The sequence below is a fragment of the Providencia sp. UF-224 genome, from assembly GCF_058245955.1.
On record NZ_JBSICC010000010.1, the window covers coordinates 89388 to 105159 of the forward strand.

Sequence of the window (15772 nt, forward strand, 5' to 3'; positions counted from 1 at the left end):
CTACATGGAATTCATTAATGAAAATAGGGTTAAAATGCCCTCAATTTCGTAAAGTGAATGTTTTGTTTACTTTTAATTAATCTGTTAAATTTAATTTCGCTATAAATTATTTAATAAGCAACATCAGAACTGTATAGGAGTAAAAATGACAAAAATTAAAGCAGCAATAGTGGGATACGGGAATATCGGCCGTTATGCACTAGAAGCTGTTCTGGCCGCTGATGATTTTGAGCTTGTCGGAATTGTTCGTCGCAATACACAAGACATCCCTGCTGAACTTGCCTCGTACAAAGTCGTCGATGATATTGAAAAACTAGGGAAAGTGGATGTTGCACTCCTGTGCTCACCAACCCGTGCAATAGGCCCACTTGCGGCAAAAATTCTTGCATTAGGCATTAATACCGTTGATAGCTTTGATGTGCATTCAGATATTGTAGCGCTGAAAAGAAGCCTAAATGATGTTGCAAAACAACATAATAGCGTTGCTGTCGTCTCTGCAGGTTGGGATCCAGGTTCAGATTCTATCATGCGTACTTTAATGCTTGCGATGGCGCCAAAAGGGGTGACTTACACCAATTTTGGGCCAGGTATGAGCATGGGGCACAGTGTTGCGGCAAAAGCAATTGACGGCGTGAAAGATGCGTTATCAGTGACTATTCCATTAGGAACTGGTGTGCACCGTCGTATGGTATATATTGAATTAGATGCGGGGGCAAAATTTGATGATGTTGCTCAAGCGATTAAAGCGGATAGCTATTTTGCCTCTGATGAAACCCACATTCGTCAGGTCGATAGTATTGACGCATTAAAAGATGTTGGGCATGGTGTACACATGACGCACAAAGGTGTGTCGGGTGCGACACATAACCAATTGTTCGAGTATTCAATGCGTATCAATAACCCTGCGTTAACGTCACAATTTATGGTGTCAGCTGCACGCGCTTCAATGAAGCAGGCGGCGGGTGCTTATACAGTGATTGAAATCCCACCAGTGAATTTCCTGCAAGGTGATTTAGACACGTTGATTGCCAAACTCGTCTAATTACGCTTTTATTTGTGGCATGATCCCTTAAGGTCATGCCATCTTGTCGATATTTCTTACACTTTACCTTCGATTTACTTCGCCATTCGGATTTTGGCCACTGTTTATTTCTTTCGTTATCAAGTAGCTTATTAAAAAAGCACTATTGATAATGTGGAGTGATCTCATGGCGAAGCCGTCAGGGAATGAGCAATTAAAAGAACAACAAAATAAAAACCAAGGTTTTTTCCCAAAACAGCCTTCAGTAAAAAGTGTAAAAGAAAGTTCGCATTCTTTTAGTCTTATTCGTGCGTTTTCAAAGATAGTTAACTACGGTTTCTCTCTTTTTTATGTCGGTTTTATTTTATCTGTTTGGTTTTTCCCTGAGTACTACACGGTCGAAATTATTTATAACCTGACGTTAATTCTCATTTTTGAATTTATTTTAGTTCACTCTGGCGTCTTTATGGCGGTATTTCGTGATTGGCGAGTATTAACTTTATTTGCGCTTTTTTATGGTTTATTCGCGCTGGCAATTAATATGTCAGTCTTAGGGGACTCGCCGTTGATCCTGTATTTATATAGTGCGACAGTCGCGAACCGAATGTTATTTGGTTTAACCAGCCGCAGTGAACAAGAACGCAGTGAAAATATGGGCTATTCAGCGTTAATGGCACTCAATTTTATGTTCTGTATTTTCCTCGTATTGATTTTATCTTTCCTTGTGCCTTATGGCGGGTTAACACCTGAATATTTACGCTCTATTGATTATTACGCCAGTATTTCCACTGGCGGAGAGTTCCCGGACAGGCCTCATGTCGCTTTTGCGTTTGGAGTACTCTATTTTGGGTTACCTGTTTTTATGGCCTGTTTAATGAATTTCTTGTGCAAGGGGCACTCTATTTACCGAGAAAAAGGAAAGTAAGTTTGTGGCAAGGAAGATAAAAAACAAAAAAAATGCCAATAAGCGATCGGGATTATCCATCGTAAAAGGGAAACGCCATTTTATTGCATCAGATAAACCGCAAGGTGTTATGCACTTTCTACCTTCGTTGGTGGATCACGGCTTAACTGTTTTTTATATCGGTTTTTTATTGTCTTTGTGGTTTGCCCCTGATTGGTCGGGCGTTGAAGTGGTTTACAATATGGTATTGATCCTGCTATTTGAGTTTATTTTAGTGCATATGGGCACAATGATGGCGGTACTTCAGCGTGGTTTTTTCTTCATTTTTGTGGCCGCTATTTTAGGGGGCGTAGCCTATATTTTTCATACGACGCAAATTAACTCTTCCGCTATCCTTTATATTTATGCAGCGACATTAATTAATCGAATTATTATTGGGCGTCAACAAGGGAGTGAGTTTGATAGTTTTAATGCCTTCGATGAAGGGATTGCTAAATTACGTCATTATGTCGCGTGTTTTATTATTGCTGTGTTTTTAACGCGTTATTTGCCTGAAGGGGGGCTGACGGAGCAATACCTTGAAGATAATCACTATTATGGCGTATTAAAAATGACAGGGATGACGGAAAAACCGCTTATGATTATTCAATTCGGTGTCTTGTATTATTCCACGTCATTACTTTGGGTATTGTGGCGTTTTTTAAACCCCAAAAAGAAATAAAAAAAGCGCCTATCGAAATAGGCGCCCGGTGTTGGCAAAAAATAAAAAAATTAACGTGTTATTGATTTAAATTGCTGTGTAGTCTTTGTTAGTGCGACTTCGGTAGGCAAACGTTCCATTGAACTTGCGCCATAAAAACCATGGCAGTCAGGGCAGTTAGCTAAAATATATTCGGCATCTTCAGGGGTTGCGATAGGGCCGCCGTGGCACAGGACAATGACGTCATCACGCACTGCTTTAGCCGCTTTTGCCCATTCATTAATGAGTGGTACGCAATCTTTTAGTGTCAGTGCTGTTTCGGCACCAATATTCCCGCCCGTTGTTAAGCCCATATGTGGCACGATGATATCTGCACCAGCCTTGGTCATTGCAACTGCATCATCAGCGCTGAAAACATACGGTGTGGTTAACAGATCTTTTTCATGCGCCATGCGGATCATATCCACTTCTAGGCCATAACCCATTCCTGTCTCTTCCAGATTAGCGCGGAAGTTGCCATCAATCAGGCCTACCGTTGGGAAGTTTTGTACACCTGCAAAGCCCGTTGCTTTGATGTCATCTAAAAACTTATCAAATTGGCAGAATGGGTCGGTGCCATTTACACCTGCAAGAACAGGGGTTTGCTTAACGACAGGCAAAACTTCTTTTGCCATGTCCATGACGATCTCATTCGCATTGCCGTAAGCCAATAAGCCTGCTAGTGAGCCACGACCCGCCATACGGTAACGGCCGGAGTTATAGATAACGATTAAGTCAATGCCGCCAGCTTCTTCACACTTTGCCGATAAACCCGTACCTGCACCACCGCCGATAATAGGTTCTCCACGAGCAATCATGTCTCTGAATTTTTTTAATAACTCTGCGCGGTTATGTTTCATATTAACCTCTATTATTTGTTCAAAATTTCCTGGTGTAGCTGAATAACCTGTTCACAAAAATCATGGGAATTTATGTGGTGAGGACTCAAAATAAGCTGTCTTTTTTCTGTTGTTATGAGGTTTTCTGTCAGTGCATCGATAAACGCTTGGTCTGCGATAGGATCCCAGAATGGTGCGCCTTCGATATCTAATGCGGAAAACCCTGATGTTGGAACAATAAAACGAACTTCGCCATCACAGCGATTTAATTTCTCAGCAATCCAACGACCCATTTGTTGGTTTTCTTCTTTGGTCGTTCTCATCAATGTGACTTGTGCATTGTGATGGTAAAATAAGCGGTCTTGGTATTTTTCAGGCACCGTAGTTGGTCGCCCAAAATTCACCATATCCAATGCACCACACGACATAACACAAGGTGTTTGTGTACGTTGAATGGCGCCAAATCGGTCTTCGTCGCACGCTAAAACGCCACCAAATAAATAGTCACACACTTCTGTTGTCGTCATATCCAGTACGGAATGCAGTAGCTGGCTATCAATCAGTTTTTCCATTGCTTTACCGCCGCTGCCTGTTGCATGAAAGACGAGACAGTCATATTGTTCTTCTAATTGTGCGGTAAGTTGTTGAACGCAAGGCGTTGTCACACCAAACATGGTTAGGGCAATGGCGGGTTTGATATCAATATTTTCGTCATCTTCTTGGTTAAACCAGACAGCGCCTGCGATTTGATTTGCTGCGTTTTTCAAAACTTTACGCGAAATAATGTTTAAGCCCGAAACATCGGTGACTGAGTACATCATGGAGATATCACTCGCACCGATATAACCTGAGATATCCCCTGATGCCATAGTGGAAACCATTAACTTAGGGATACCCACAGGCAGTACTTGCATTGCAGGAGTAATTAATGCGGTTCCACCTGAGCCACCTAAGCCAAGGATTGCCGCAACATCAGTTTGCGCTGCAAGGTAAAGGCTAAAAGCGTGTGCCATCGCCTCAATCGCCTTGCCACGGTCTCCACAAAAAACCGCATCTACACCAAGAGGGTGAAAACTAGCGACGGTATGTGCGCTGACATCAGCCTCTTTTTCTAATTGTGTTGGTTGAGTCGTTAAATCAACGGTGCGAACAGCTAACCCAGCGCTTTTAATTAATTCACTGACATAAAATAGTTCAGCGCTTTTAGTATCCAGCGTTGTGGCGATATAGATAAAACCAGGGTGCTTTTTCATATAAAAATCCTTTCAGATTAGAGTTCGCGTTGAATTTTTCACCTTAATGAGACTATAGTATCATTTTTGATATTTGTAAAATGAGACTACAGTCTCATTTATTGGTTTGTTGTCACACTGATTAGTTGCTAATATGCATATCTTGTTGATAAAACATCATAAATATTAATTAACATCGGTATATATAATGCATCATTAAAATATTAAATTTGTGATAGGGATAACTTATTTGATTGTATATACAGGTTAGTTTGAGATATGTATCTTTTAATTGTATGTTATTGAGTAGGTATACTTATTTCCGCTTGTGCTTTCTAAGTATTATTGACTAAACTTGTTGTAAGAAACAGTATTTTAAGGACAATTAAATGCCGAAAACTAATCCAGCCTCAGAATATAAAGGGACGCGAAAACGGACTTATGTATTATTGGTTACCACGGCTTTAGAGTTATTTGAAAAAGGCGCGATGCCTTCTGTTTCTGAATTGGCGCTCGAGGCGGGTGTTTCCCGCGCTACCGCATATCGGTATTTTCCGACTCAAAGTGATTTAATCACAGCAACTGTCAATGAAAGTTTAGGGCCAATTTTAACGTGGCGCCCACAAAGTGAAAAAACAGAAGAGCGTATTGATGAGCTACTGACGTTTGCTTTTCCACGCATGTTTGAACATGAAGGCGCTTTAAGGGCGGCATTGCAAGCTTCATTACAACAATGGGCGCAAGGGCGTTCTGCTCCGCAAGAGGTCAAAAGTAAGCAATTTGAGCGGGGAAACCGTAAAGATATCCTTGCGATGGTCACTACGCCGATGAAATCGGAATATCCGCAAGAAATTGTTGATAAGGTCATCAAAGCATTTTCGGTTATTTATGGGTCAGAGATTTTCTTAGTGCTAAAAGATATTTGGAAAATGGATAATCAGCAGGTCATAGAATTAGCGCAATGGATGGCAAAAGCGATAATGAACCAAGCCGTTGCAGATAATACCAAACGTCAAAATAAGCAAATCAAAAACTAATAAATGATAGAACCGCAGTGAATAATCACTATCATAATAAATAAAGCAAAACGAAGGTCATCTGGCACTAATAATATGATATAAATTAAGGTTATAAATAGTCTTAATGGTTAATGTCGTATGATGAAATTACTCAAGATGATCGTTGGGATCGCTGTTTGCGCGGTGATTGGTGGTGGATTAACTTACCTTGGTGTTCCACTCGCACTGATGTTTGGTCCCATTATCGCGGTTATTATTTTTCATCGTTTTGGCATTTCCTTCGCAATTCCTAAACATACAATTTCTTTTGTTCAAGTGACATTAGGTACTTCGGTTGGCTTGATGTTTAATCAGGTTTCACTGAATGAAGCTGACAACTTATTTTTATTATTATTGATGTTAGTTGTGTGTTTGGCTGTACAATTTTCTTTTAGTTTTTTTTGGTTTTACCGCAAAGTGGGTTGGACGAAACAAGAAGCCATGTTGGGCTCAGTGCCTGGTGCAATGGCGGCCATTTTAGCCTTAACTGATCATACCCATACACCACCACAGAAGATTGTTATCTCCCACACTATTCGCCTTATCATATTGATTTTATTAGCAGGGATTGTCGTTGGGAGTGATGGTGATCCGCAGCCGGTCATTGAGTTTCCTTCATTAACATTGACAGCCACAATGTGGCTATTGCTGATTGTCGCCGTTGGGGTGATAGCGGGTTTGATCTTACAGCGCTTCAGAGTTCCTGCACCTTATATGCTAACCTCATTAGCGGCGGCAACATTAATACAAAGTTGGGTTGATATTCCATTAAATTTTCCATTAATGCTGACTGAATTAAGTATGGTATTAATTGGGATGAATATCGGTAACCACTTTGTTGTTTTTCCGCTGTCATCGCTAATTAAAAATATTTATTCCTCCGCACAAGTGGTCGTCATCAATATTATTTTAACGTTCTTGATTACGGTATTTGCAGCTTGGTTAACAGGGTATGATATTTCGGTATTATTGCTCGCTTGGGCGCCGGGCAGTATGGAAGCGATGACCTTTGCAGCAATTACGATGAATTTAGATGCAGGGTTTGTGATGTCGAACCATATTATTCGCATGGTGATCATCCAGAGTATTCCATCCGTTGTTTTATTTTGGCAGGAAAGCAGAGCAAAGAAACTAAAATAGCGATATCAAGATGGAGAAGAAAACATGCAATAAGGTATTAGCATGTTTTCTTGATGTTACTGATAGGATTATTTTACGTAGGCAAACAAGCCGAGAGAATCCCTAGCTAATGACTGGCACTTAAATTCTTGTGTAAGTGGTATTCCCTTTAAGTCATTGTAACTTTCTTTGTTTAACTGAGTCATTTTCTCAGAGTTGTAGTTGCTCAAATCCCACTTGTTGCTTTTCGCAAAATAGACGATAGCGCGTTCAATTTCTCTATCGGGAATTTGTGAGTACCCACAGTCATATTTTAGGTAGATAAAAACAGCCGTCAGATCAGCCAGATCTTCAGCTTCGTTGGGGGCAAGAGCTCTGGCAGAATTGGTTATCCCTAACAGAGTCATTAAGCATGACATCATTAATATAAATTTGCGCATTCTTTATTCTATCGGGTTTCTATGTCAAGTAACGTTAGCATAAGAATAGAATTGTTAGTCAACTATATTTTTCTTAAATGAATGTAATAAACCCATAATTAATGAGTGGGTTTATTGACCTTCCTGTAAGGGGAGGCTTTATCATTTGTTTTATTAAACCATGTTTTGCAGAGAAAGGGTAATTTCCCTCAATATACTCTGTCACTGATTATTGATTTGATAAACAAAAGGAAGGTTATCAATGTTACGTCGCGATTTTTTAAAATTAAGTGCTATCACATATGCTGCAAGTGCGCTGCCTATTTGGAGCCGCATCGCGGTAGCCGCTGAAAACTATCCCACATTGGCTATCCCGCCGCTATTAGAGCCTGATGCGCAGGGCAACATTCAATTGGCGATTAAGCAAGGCACATCCCAATTTGTTCCCGGTAAAAAAACCACCACGTGGGGATATAACGGTGATTTACTCGGCCCTGCGATTAGCTTAAAAAATGGACAGAGCGTTAATATTAACATTGTGAATCAGTTGGCAGAAGATACCACCGTTCACTGGCATGGTTTAGAAATTTCAGGCGAACAAGATGGCGGGCCCCAAGCGATTATTCAACCGGGCGCAACACGCAAAGTTAATTTTACGATAGATCAAAGCGAAGCAACCTGTTGGTTCCATCCGCATACTCACGGTAAAACGGGCTACCAAGTGGCTATGGGGCTGGCGGGGTTAGTCCTGATTAAAGATGAAAATAGCGAAAAACACGGTTTGCCAAGCAACTGGGGTGTAGATGATATCCCTGTGATTTTGCAAGATAAGCGTTTGAAAGATGACGGGCAAATCGATTATCAACTCGATGTGATGAGCGCTGCGGTAGGTTGGTTTGGTGACTTAATGCTTACTAACGGCGCGGTTTACCCGAAACATGTTGCGCCAAAAGGTTGGATCCGTCTACGGTTACTCAATGGTTGTAACGCACGTAGTTTGAATATTTCAACCAGTGATGGTCGTAAAATGTACGTTGTTGCCAGTGATGGTGGCTTACTTGCTGAACCGGTTGCATTGACTGAATTACCGATTTTAATGGGGGAGCGTTTTGAGGTATTAATTGATACTTCAGATGGTCATGCGTTTGATTTAGTTACATTACCTGTAGGGCAAATGGGGATGACTATCGCACCATTTGACCAACCTCTGCCTGTTCTTCGTATTGAAACCACATTAACAAATGGCGAAGGAAAACTACCTTCAACTCTTGCTGCAATCTCCGCACTCCCATCTTTAGCAGGGTTAAATCGCCGTCGTTTCCATTTGATGATGGATATGCGTTTAGATATGCAAGGCATGATGATGCTACGTGAAAAATATGGCGCACAAGCGATGGGGAACATGGGCGGTCATGGCGCGATGATGGGTAATATGGATCATGGTGCGATGATGAACAGTGGAACCATGAACCATGGGAATATGAGTCAAGGCAACATGAACCACGGTAACATGAGTGGTGGTATGGGCAATGGTGGTCATTGTGGTACGGGTGCAGGTGATTTAGATATTCATAACGCCAATACGATTAATGGACAAGTGTTCTCAATGACCCATCCTGCATTCGATGCACCAATGAACCGCCAAGAAATTTGGGTAGTTTCCGGGCGTGGTGACATGATGCTGCATCCATTCCACGTACACGGAACGCGATTCCGTATTTTGAAAGAAAATGGGCAAGCCGTTGAACCGCATCGCCAAGGCTGGAAAGATATTGTTAAAGTTGAAGGGCAGGTGAGTGAAATTTTAGTGGAATTTAAACACCCTGCGACGAAAGAACACCCCTATATGGCGCATTGCCATTTACTTGAACATGAAGATACGGGAATGATGCTTGGTTTTACAGTGAGTTAATCGAAAGTTTCCACTTTAGGACAAAATGCAGCATTAAATGTTAGTGCTGCATTTTCCTTTATTAGTATCTACGCCTCGCCTATGGTAAAATTACGCGCTTTCCATTCCTTTAGATGCGTAATTGAAGATGAAACATACCCTTGAAGTCATGATCTCTGAAGAAGAGATTGCTCAACGAATCAGTGAATTAGCTGAAAAAATCAGTGCTCATTACCAGCCCCTTGAAGGCGATTTAGTCCTTGTTGGTCTATTAAAGGGCTCATTTATTTTTATGGCTGATTTATGCCGTAAAATTAATGTCCCGCATGAAGTCGACTTTATGACTGTTTCGAGCTACGGCAATGCAATGACATCAAGCCGTGATGTCAAAATCGTCAAAGATTTAGATGAAGATATTCGTGGAAAACACGTTTTAATTGTTGAAGACATTATCGACTCAGGTAATACCTTAAATAAAGTTCGCGAAATTTTTGAATTGCGTGGCCCTAAATCGGTGGCGATTTGTACTTTGCTGGATAAACCATCACGCCGCGAAGTGGATGTACCTGTCGAATGGATTGGATACTCAATCGAAGATAAATTTGTTGTCGGTTATGGTATTGACTACGCGCAACAGTATCGTCACCTTCCGTACATTGGGCATGTGACTTTACTCGAAGAGTAGTTAAACAAATAGCCTATTTAGAAGGTTGGGGACAATATTATTGCCCAACCTTTTTTAGTTAAATACTATAATTAATTGAATAAAATTTATTTCTATTTGTTTGGTAATGTAATTCACTATATTTAAATGTCATATCATTATTTAAGGTATCGAGTAAATTCACTAGTTTAAATGCCTTCTAGACTTTATCTATGAATGATTGTTTGTTACAAATTTTAATCGCCTTTTCCTTTCATTATTCCATCATTACACCTATGCTGAGTTAATTAATTAAAATATTGCATTAAGTAATAATGCTTGAAATTGTGAAAATAATAACATGATGAAAAAAACACTATTGTTTGCAACTTTATTTGCTGTATATATGCAAGGTTATGCAATTGAACTGAAAGTACCTATTGGAGCAAGAGGTTACTTGGGGGAGGTTACGCCACCGGTTTCATCAGCGACAGGATATTTGTACACTTTAGCGGATCATAAGGCTGATACCGCAAATTATCGAATAACTTTGTCTACATCGGGAACTATAGATACTTTGCCTTATTTTGATGAAATTGGGACATCAGGGATTCAATTCCGTAACACAACTGAGCCTGATAGTGGTTTCATCGTGCTAACTATAAACGGAAACTTAAATGCATCATTTTTACTAAATGACAACAAAACAATGAAATACGTCTCTTCTGGGGTCATTAATGGGAAAAGTGTTAACTTAAATGGGCTATATGTTTTCACTGGCAATGGCACAAAATCTGGAACAATTTGGGGAATTGAGCCGAAAGCAGGTAAAACGAAATTTTTTGCGAGCACGGGTTCCTCCGCTAACAAGACTAATCCTGCCATGTTTACAGTCTCAAGCTATTCAGCTTATGCAGTTGGTGGCGGATTGAAGGCTGGGGTATATGAACTTGCTCCGGGAATAATTGATGTAACGTTTTTCACCTACGCAAATGGGGGATCTTATGCGACTCCTGCTCTCTTTGATAGATATAGCAATGTAACAATCACTGCCCTAAAAAGCTGTAAACTGACACCTTCTACACAAACGAATATCCAATATCCGACACAGTTAAGCCAGAATTACCCGACACCGAAAAACCTTGCGAGCGAACAAGCTGTTGTGCAAGTGAGTTGCTATGACGCTGGGAAAGAAGGGTTCTTAACTTTGGGGCCATTAAATCCAAGAGTGGCAGGAAGCACAACGGGGATGGAACTCACGAGTTCAGAAAATAATGGTGGTGATTTGCCTTATATTGCAACATCTGCGACTAGCCAAGGTGATAGCGTGTGTAACGCAAACTCATCTGATGCAATTCCTTATTTAGGTAGCCAATCAATTTCAACAATACCGGGTAAAGACTTTACGAAATCGCTCTTTTTTAACCTTTGTGCGAACGGCAATATTAAACCTGGGAAGTATACCGGTGCGATTAATGTGTCTGTTTTAGTGGAGTAGTGAAGGATAACAGTAGGCACTTTCTTACGCTCGACATAATGATTTAAGGCTTAATATGCATCAGAAACAACATAAAAAGGACAGCTTATTTGCTGTCCTTTTGTTTATGGTGATTTTAACTAACAAATAACGGTCTTAGTTTGTCTGGATAATGACATTGTTACCTAAAATTTTACCTGAGCTATTCGATAAGCTTGGTGTTGTTACTTTTGTTGTATTCCTTGAATTGATTGTCCCGTAGCTATTGTTAATGGAACGGTCAGCTTTTGCTGTTAAATCAAGGCCTGCTTTGATTAAACCACTATAGTTAGAAATCGTATTTGCTGTAGCATTCAGATTTCCTGCACTGTTTATTTGTGCGTAGTTGTTGATGATATCATTGGATACGTTAATATTAATGTCAGCTTCATTTGCCATTGGGAATACGGCATTAGTTTGAATAATACCTGAAGTATTGTTCAACTGAGTCCCTTTGATTTTGATACTACCATCTTGAGCAATAATCCCGCCAGTTTGGTTAATTAACCCTAGTCTACTTGCATTAGAGCTAAATTTAGCAGAATCGGTATTACTGACATAGTCTGCATTCATTACAATATTATTATCAGCTTTGATTAAACCACTGGTATTTTTCAAATATTTGGAGATAAAGGTTAGGTCAAAACCCTTGATATACCCAGTTTGGTTTGATAAATCCTCAATACGGAAAGTTGACTTTCCAGCGCCTGATGAAATAACTCCACCATTGTATAGGCTTGGTGATGTGATATTAAGGAGCCTTGCGCTACTAATAACAGAATAAGCATCATTGATAATGGATTTATTTGCAGTAATGTCCATTCGACCTGTTTCTGATAGGATCTTGGCGAATCTATTTTCTAAAGTGTCAGTGTTAATTGTTACTCTTCGTTTGGCTCTAAGAGTGCTTGACGGTTTATTTTGAAGGTCTGTTCCTGTGAAGCTAAAGTCTCTACCAGCAGTTACTTTTGAATCTTCAAGAATTAGCTTATTTGCATTGATATTAATATCTTGACCTGAAATCAAACGGTCTTGACCCCATTTACTATAATAGCCATTCCAACTAATTACTGCTCCGGTAGTATTAATGTTAATATCTCCAGCTTCTGTTTTAATTAAGCCGGCACTTAAATGTATTACATCGGAAGTGTTGATATTCACATTATTCTTAGCTTGAATAAGCGCGTTATAACGGTTCAATAGCGTTTCTGAAGAAGTAAGATTAACATCTCCACCTGTAGAGATAATGGTGCCGTAATCATTGTTAATTGATTTTTGGCCTGTAGAAGTAATGTCAATATTCCCTTTTGATTTAATGGTTGCTGAGTTTCCGAAAGCGCTAGCATTAACAACTAAACCATTATTCCCTGCATCAATCAGGCCTTTGTTATTCATAATGCCTTCTGAACCATTAGAAGACACTTTGATTTTATCCGCACTTAACTTCCCTGTAGATGCAATAGTTACTCCATAAGTAGGATGTGAGCTATAGGATAAATTAGAGAGTACATTACCATCAGCATCAAATAAGCTATTTCCTGTTGCGATATTGATTTCTTTCGCTTCTACATTTCCATTAATGAGAACAGAACGCGCAATTAAATCTACAGCATCATTCGATGTTAGATTTTTATTAATGGTTATTTGGCCTTTACTCACGTTATAGCCAATTAAATTACCCGCTACAACTAGAGGTGTGCCAGTGACAAATGCGCCACGTTCTGCATTAATAAACCCACAGTTATTACAAGTAATACCTGATGCATTAGCGACAATAACTTGTGCTGCATTACCAGCCACTTCCATCATGCCATTAATGCTACTGATGTTGTTGGCAACAACTTCATTTAAAATAACTTTAGCTGTACTTCCACCTGCTAAATTACTGTTGCCAAAAATATTGCCACCTAATTGAGTGGTTGACTGAACATCACTATTATTGAAAATAACGCCTTTTTCACCGACATTAAAGCTTTGGTAGGTATTATGAGAAATACCTTTATCTGACGGTTTTTTAATGTGAATGATATTCAAGCCGTCAGGTCTGTAAATAATTCCTGTACCATCTAAGCTATAGGTTTCATTTTTGTTGTAAGTCATCACAAAAGGGGTATAAAGCTCAGTGACATCACCTGATTTTAGTTTGCCATCTATGTTATTGATAGATTCAGAAGCTCTGATTATTAATTTTCCATCAGCACTAATTTGGCCTTTATAGTTACTAACTTCTTTAGTGTTGAATTCAATGCTACCATTACTGTTTAATTCGCCAGTATGATTATCAAATTTATTGGTGAGGTTGAACTCCATTCCTCCACCAGTGGCTAAGCGCTCTTCTATAGCACTTTTAAATAGACCGTTGTAATTGGATACAGTATCGCCTGTAACAGTAATGCTGCCATCTACTGCTTCTATTCCACCTATTTTATTTGTTAAACCATATTTAGAGGCTAAGCGGCCAAAGTTACTAGAATAAGTATTAGACAGTTGTTTAACATTTAAAATTATATCGTTATTAGCACGAATGTAACCACTATTGTTATTTAAAGAATTAGCGGTCACATTAAGTTTAGTTGCATCAATAAAACCTTGCTCATTACTGATAGAGTTTGATGTGATATTTAGAGTGTCTCCCGTAATCATTCCACCTTTATTATCAAGTGTGTCTGCCTTGATATTTGAAACATAGGTTGGAATTGGTGGTGTATTCGGCTTGTTAGTTGGGGATATGATTTTCCCTGTATTTGTTAATTTTGCCGTTGTGATATTTAATCCACGACCACTGCTAATAACTGAATTTGCATCATTGATGATATATTGAGATGCAGTGATATCAGATTTAGCATTAGTTGCAGTAATTGATGATGATTTGTTAACGATTGCACTCGCGTCTAGTTCAATGCGACGCTTAGCGGTAATGGCGGTATTTGTATTTTCAACAGTAGAGGTTGTTTTGATGTTGACATCTCGACCAGACTCAATTTTAGCCGATTCACTAATAATTCTGCCCGCAGTAATATTAACATCACGTCCAGCAATGATTCGATCTTCTGGGGTAGTACTATAGCCACGTTTCCACTGGTAAACTGTACCTCTAGCATCAATATTGACATCACCTGTTTCTGCTTTGATTAAGCCTGTACCATTTTGAATATCATTAGCTTTAATATTAACATTATTTTTAGCGCTGATTAGGCTATTGTTATCATTGAGTACGGTAAATGCGGTGGTTAGGTTTATATCACCATTCGTAGAGACTAACTTTCCTAGTCTATTATCAAAGGTAACATAACCACTATTGCCATTTGTAGTTTGTATGCCCAAATCTTTTTTGGCACTAACTAATGCGGAGTTTTGGAAAGTGTTAGCATTGATATCGATATTGCCTGCTGATTCAATTTTATTATTTTCATTAGCAACGTACCCTGCTGAGCTGATTGATAACCCTTTACCTCCAGAGGATATAATACCTTTATTGCGAACACCAACGCCTGCTTCAGTGGATGTTAAGGTGATTTTATCGGCATACATTCCACCTAACGCTGAAACGTCAATACCTACAGTTGGTCGATTGCCTGTTCCTGCTACGCTAGATGCTGCATTCCCGTCAGCATCAACAAAGTTATTGCCTGTCAGTATTTTTAATTCTTTCGTTTTTATCTGACCATTAATAACGGCTGAACGTGAAATAAGTTCAGTTGGGGAGTCAGAATCCAAGCTTTTATTAACTATGATTTGGCCTTTAGCCACGTTATATCCAAGGAGGTCACCATTGGCGACAATTGGCTTGCCAGTAGTTAGTGTGGTGCTCTCTGTATTAATGAATCCACAAGAGTTACAGGTGATACCTGATGGGTTAGCAACAATAACTTTGGCTTTGTCTCCCGCGACTTCAACCATTCCATTCAACGTTGTTGCATTGTTGGAGTTAACTTCATTAATAATAACTTTCGCAGTTCCGTTTGCTAAGTTAAGGTTTCCATTGATAACACCACCTAACTGAGTATTTATGTTGTCTTTACTGTTATTAAGAATAACGCCCTTGTTATCAACATCAAATTTACTGTAAATATTATGTGAAACGCCTTTATCGCTTGCTTTGTTAATATGCACAATAGTCGGGCCATTATTTTGATTCATAACGCCCGCGCCATTGGTATTGATAATTTCAGCATGTGAAACTGAGGTAAAACCAAGAATTACAGAAATACAGAAAAAAACAGGATTTAGCTTTAACGTAGGTACTTGTGACCCACTTTTAATAGATTGACTCATCGTTATATCCCTAAATATGATATTTTATTTAAGAAGAATTAATATTCCATTATGACCATTGGATTATGCTCAAATAAAAAAATAAAAATATTTAAATATACTTAATCAATTTAAGG

The 15772-nt window shown here is 39.2% G+C and carries 12 protein-coding genes; 8 read left to right on the forward strand and 4 right to left on the reverse strand.

From position 1 onward, the window contains the following. Positions 1–145: 145 nt before the first annotated feature. The 3 genes from AC4IFO_RS11665 to AC4IFO_RS11675 all read left to right on the forward strand — a co-directional run bounded on the left by AC4IFO_RS11665 (position 146) and on the right by AC4IFO_RS11675 (position 2646). Positions 146–1042, forward strand: a complete 897-nt coding sequence (locus tag AC4IFO_RS11665; protein ID WP_490734537.1) for a diaminopimelate dehydrogenase — start codon at positions 146–148, stop codon at positions 1040–1042. Positions 1043–1208: 166 nt separating this feature from the next. Next, positions 1209–1946, forward strand: a complete 738-nt coding sequence (locus AC4IFO_RS11670; protein WP_490734539.1) for a hypothetical protein — start codon at positions 1209–1211, stop codon at positions 1944–1946. A 4-nt stretch (positions 1947–1950) separates the two neighbouring features. Then, a complete protein-coding gene (locus AC4IFO_RS11675) occupies positions 1951–2646 on the forward strand; it encodes a hypothetical protein (RefSeq protein WP_490734541.1) in 696 nt (231 codons plus the stop codon). Between the two features lie 50 nt (positions 2647–2696). Here the strand turns inward: AC4IFO_RS11675 and AC4IFO_RS11680 are convergent, their stop codons facing one another. Together AC4IFO_RS11680 and AC4IFO_RS11685 are read right to left on the reverse strand one after the other, a co-directional pair. Continuing rightward, positions 2697–3524, reverse strand: a complete 828-nt coding sequence (locus tag AC4IFO_RS11680; RefSeq protein WP_490734543.1) for a phosphoenolpyruvate hydrolase family protein — start codon at positions 3522–3524, stop codon at positions 2697–2699. Positions 3525–3535: 11 nt separating this feature from the next. Continuing rightward, positions 3536–4756 (reverse strand): Tm-1-like ATP-binding domain-containing protein, encoded by a 1221-nt coding sequence (locus AC4IFO_RS11685; protein WP_490734545.1) that lies wholly within the window; start codon positions 4754–4756, stop codon positions 3536–3538. 368 nt (positions 4757–5124) lie between these two features. Between AC4IFO_RS11685 and AC4IFO_RS11690 the strand changes: the two genes are divergently transcribed. Then, on the forward strand, positions 5125–5772 hold the full coding sequence (locus AC4IFO_RS11690; protein WP_490734547.1) for a TetR/AcrR family transcriptional regulator: 648 nt from the start codon (positions 5125–5127) through the stop codon (positions 5770–5772). A gap of 120 nt (positions 5773–5892) precedes the next feature. Next, positions 5893–6933, forward strand: coding sequence for an AbrB family transcriptional regulator (locus AC4IFO_RS11695; protein WP_490734549.1), 1041 nt, complete (start codon positions 5893–5895; stop codon positions 6931–6933). Between the two features lie 68 nt (positions 6934–7001). Here the strand turns inward: AC4IFO_RS11695 and AC4IFO_RS11700 are convergent, their stop codons facing one another. Then, positions 7002–7352: a YacC family pilotin-like protein gene (locus AC4IFO_RS11700; RefSeq protein ID WP_353167189.1), complete on the reverse strand. Its 351-nt coding sequence runs from the start codon at positions 7350–7352 to the stop codon at positions 7002–7004. Positions 7353–7593: 241 nt separating this feature from the next. On the opposite strand from AC4IFO_RS11700, the gene cueO reads away from it, so the two are divergent. From cueO to AC4IFO_RS11715, 3 genes are all read left to right on the forward strand, one after another. Further along, positions 7594–9243, forward strand: a complete 1650-nt coding sequence (cueO, locus tag AC4IFO_RS11705) for a multicopper oxidase CueO (RefSeq protein ID WP_490734551.1) — start codon at positions 7594–7596, stop codon at positions 9241–9243. Between the two features lie 127 nt (positions 9244–9370). Further along, positions 9371–9907: a hypoxanthine phosphoribosyltransferase gene (gene hpt / locus AC4IFO_RS11710; protein ID WP_219246096.1), complete on the forward strand. Its 537-nt coding sequence runs from the start codon at positions 9371–9373 to the stop codon at positions 9905–9907. Between the two features lie 319 nt (positions 9908–10226). Continuing rightward, the gene (locus AC4IFO_RS11715) at positions 10227–11363 is read left to right on the forward strand and encodes a hypothetical protein (RefSeq protein WP_490734553.1); all 1137 of its coding nucleotides are present in this window, start codon (positions 10227–10229) and stop codon (positions 11361–11363) included. Between the two features lie 135 nt (positions 11364–11498). Here the strand turns inward: AC4IFO_RS11715 and AC4IFO_RS11720 are convergent, their stop codons facing one another. Continuing rightward, on the reverse strand, positions 11499–15656 hold the full coding sequence (locus AC4IFO_RS11720) for a two-partner secretion domain-containing protein (RefSeq protein WP_490734555.1): 4158 nt from the start codon (positions 15654–15656) through the stop codon (positions 11499–11501). Positions 15657–15772 lie beyond the last annotated feature (116 nt).

Bases quoted from the DNA above. Each gene is read 5' to 3' on its own strand.
- AC4IFO_RS11665 (WP_490734537.1), top strand. From the start codon at position 146: ATGACAAAAATTAAAGCAGCAATAGTGGGATACGGGAATATCGGCCGT.
- AC4IFO_RS11670 (WP_490734539.1), top strand. From the start codon at position 1,209: ATGGCGAAGCCGTCAGGGAATGAGCAATTAAAAGAACAACAAAATAAA.
- AC4IFO_RS11680 (WP_490734543.1), bottom strand. From the start codon at position 3,524: ATGAAACATAACCGCGCAGAGTTATTAAAAAAATTCAGAGACATGATT.
- AC4IFO_RS11685 (WP_490734545.1), bottom strand. From the start codon at position 4,756: ATGAAAAAGCACCCTGGTTTTATCTATATCGCCACAACGCTGGATACT.
- AC4IFO_RS11690 (WP_490734547.1), top strand. From the start codon at position 5,125: ATGCCGAAAACTAATCCAGCCTCAGAATATAAAGGGACGCGAAAACGG.
- AC4IFO_RS11695 (WP_490734549.1), top strand. From the start codon at position 5,893: ATGATGAAATTACTCAAGATGATCGTTGGGATCGCTGTTTGCGCGGTG.
- AC4IFO_RS11700 (WP_353167189.1), bottom strand. From the start codon at position 7,352: ATGCGCAAATTTATATTAATGATGTCATGCTTAATGACTCTGTTAGGG.
- cueO (WP_490734551.1), top strand. From the start codon at position 7,594: ATGTTACGTCGCGATTTTTTAAAATTAAGTGCTATCACATATGCTGCA.
- hpt (WP_219246096.1), top strand. From the start codon at position 9,371: ATGAAACATACCCTTGAAGTCATGATCTCTGAAGAAGAGATTGCTCAA.
- AC4IFO_RS11715 (WP_490734553.1), top strand. From the start codon at position 10,227: ATGATGAAAAAAACACTATTGTTTGCAACTTTATTTGCTGTATATATG.
- AC4IFO_RS11720 (WP_490734555.1), bottom strand. From the start codon at position 15,656: ATGAGTCAATCTATTAAAAGTGGGTCACAAGTACCTACGTTAAAGCTA.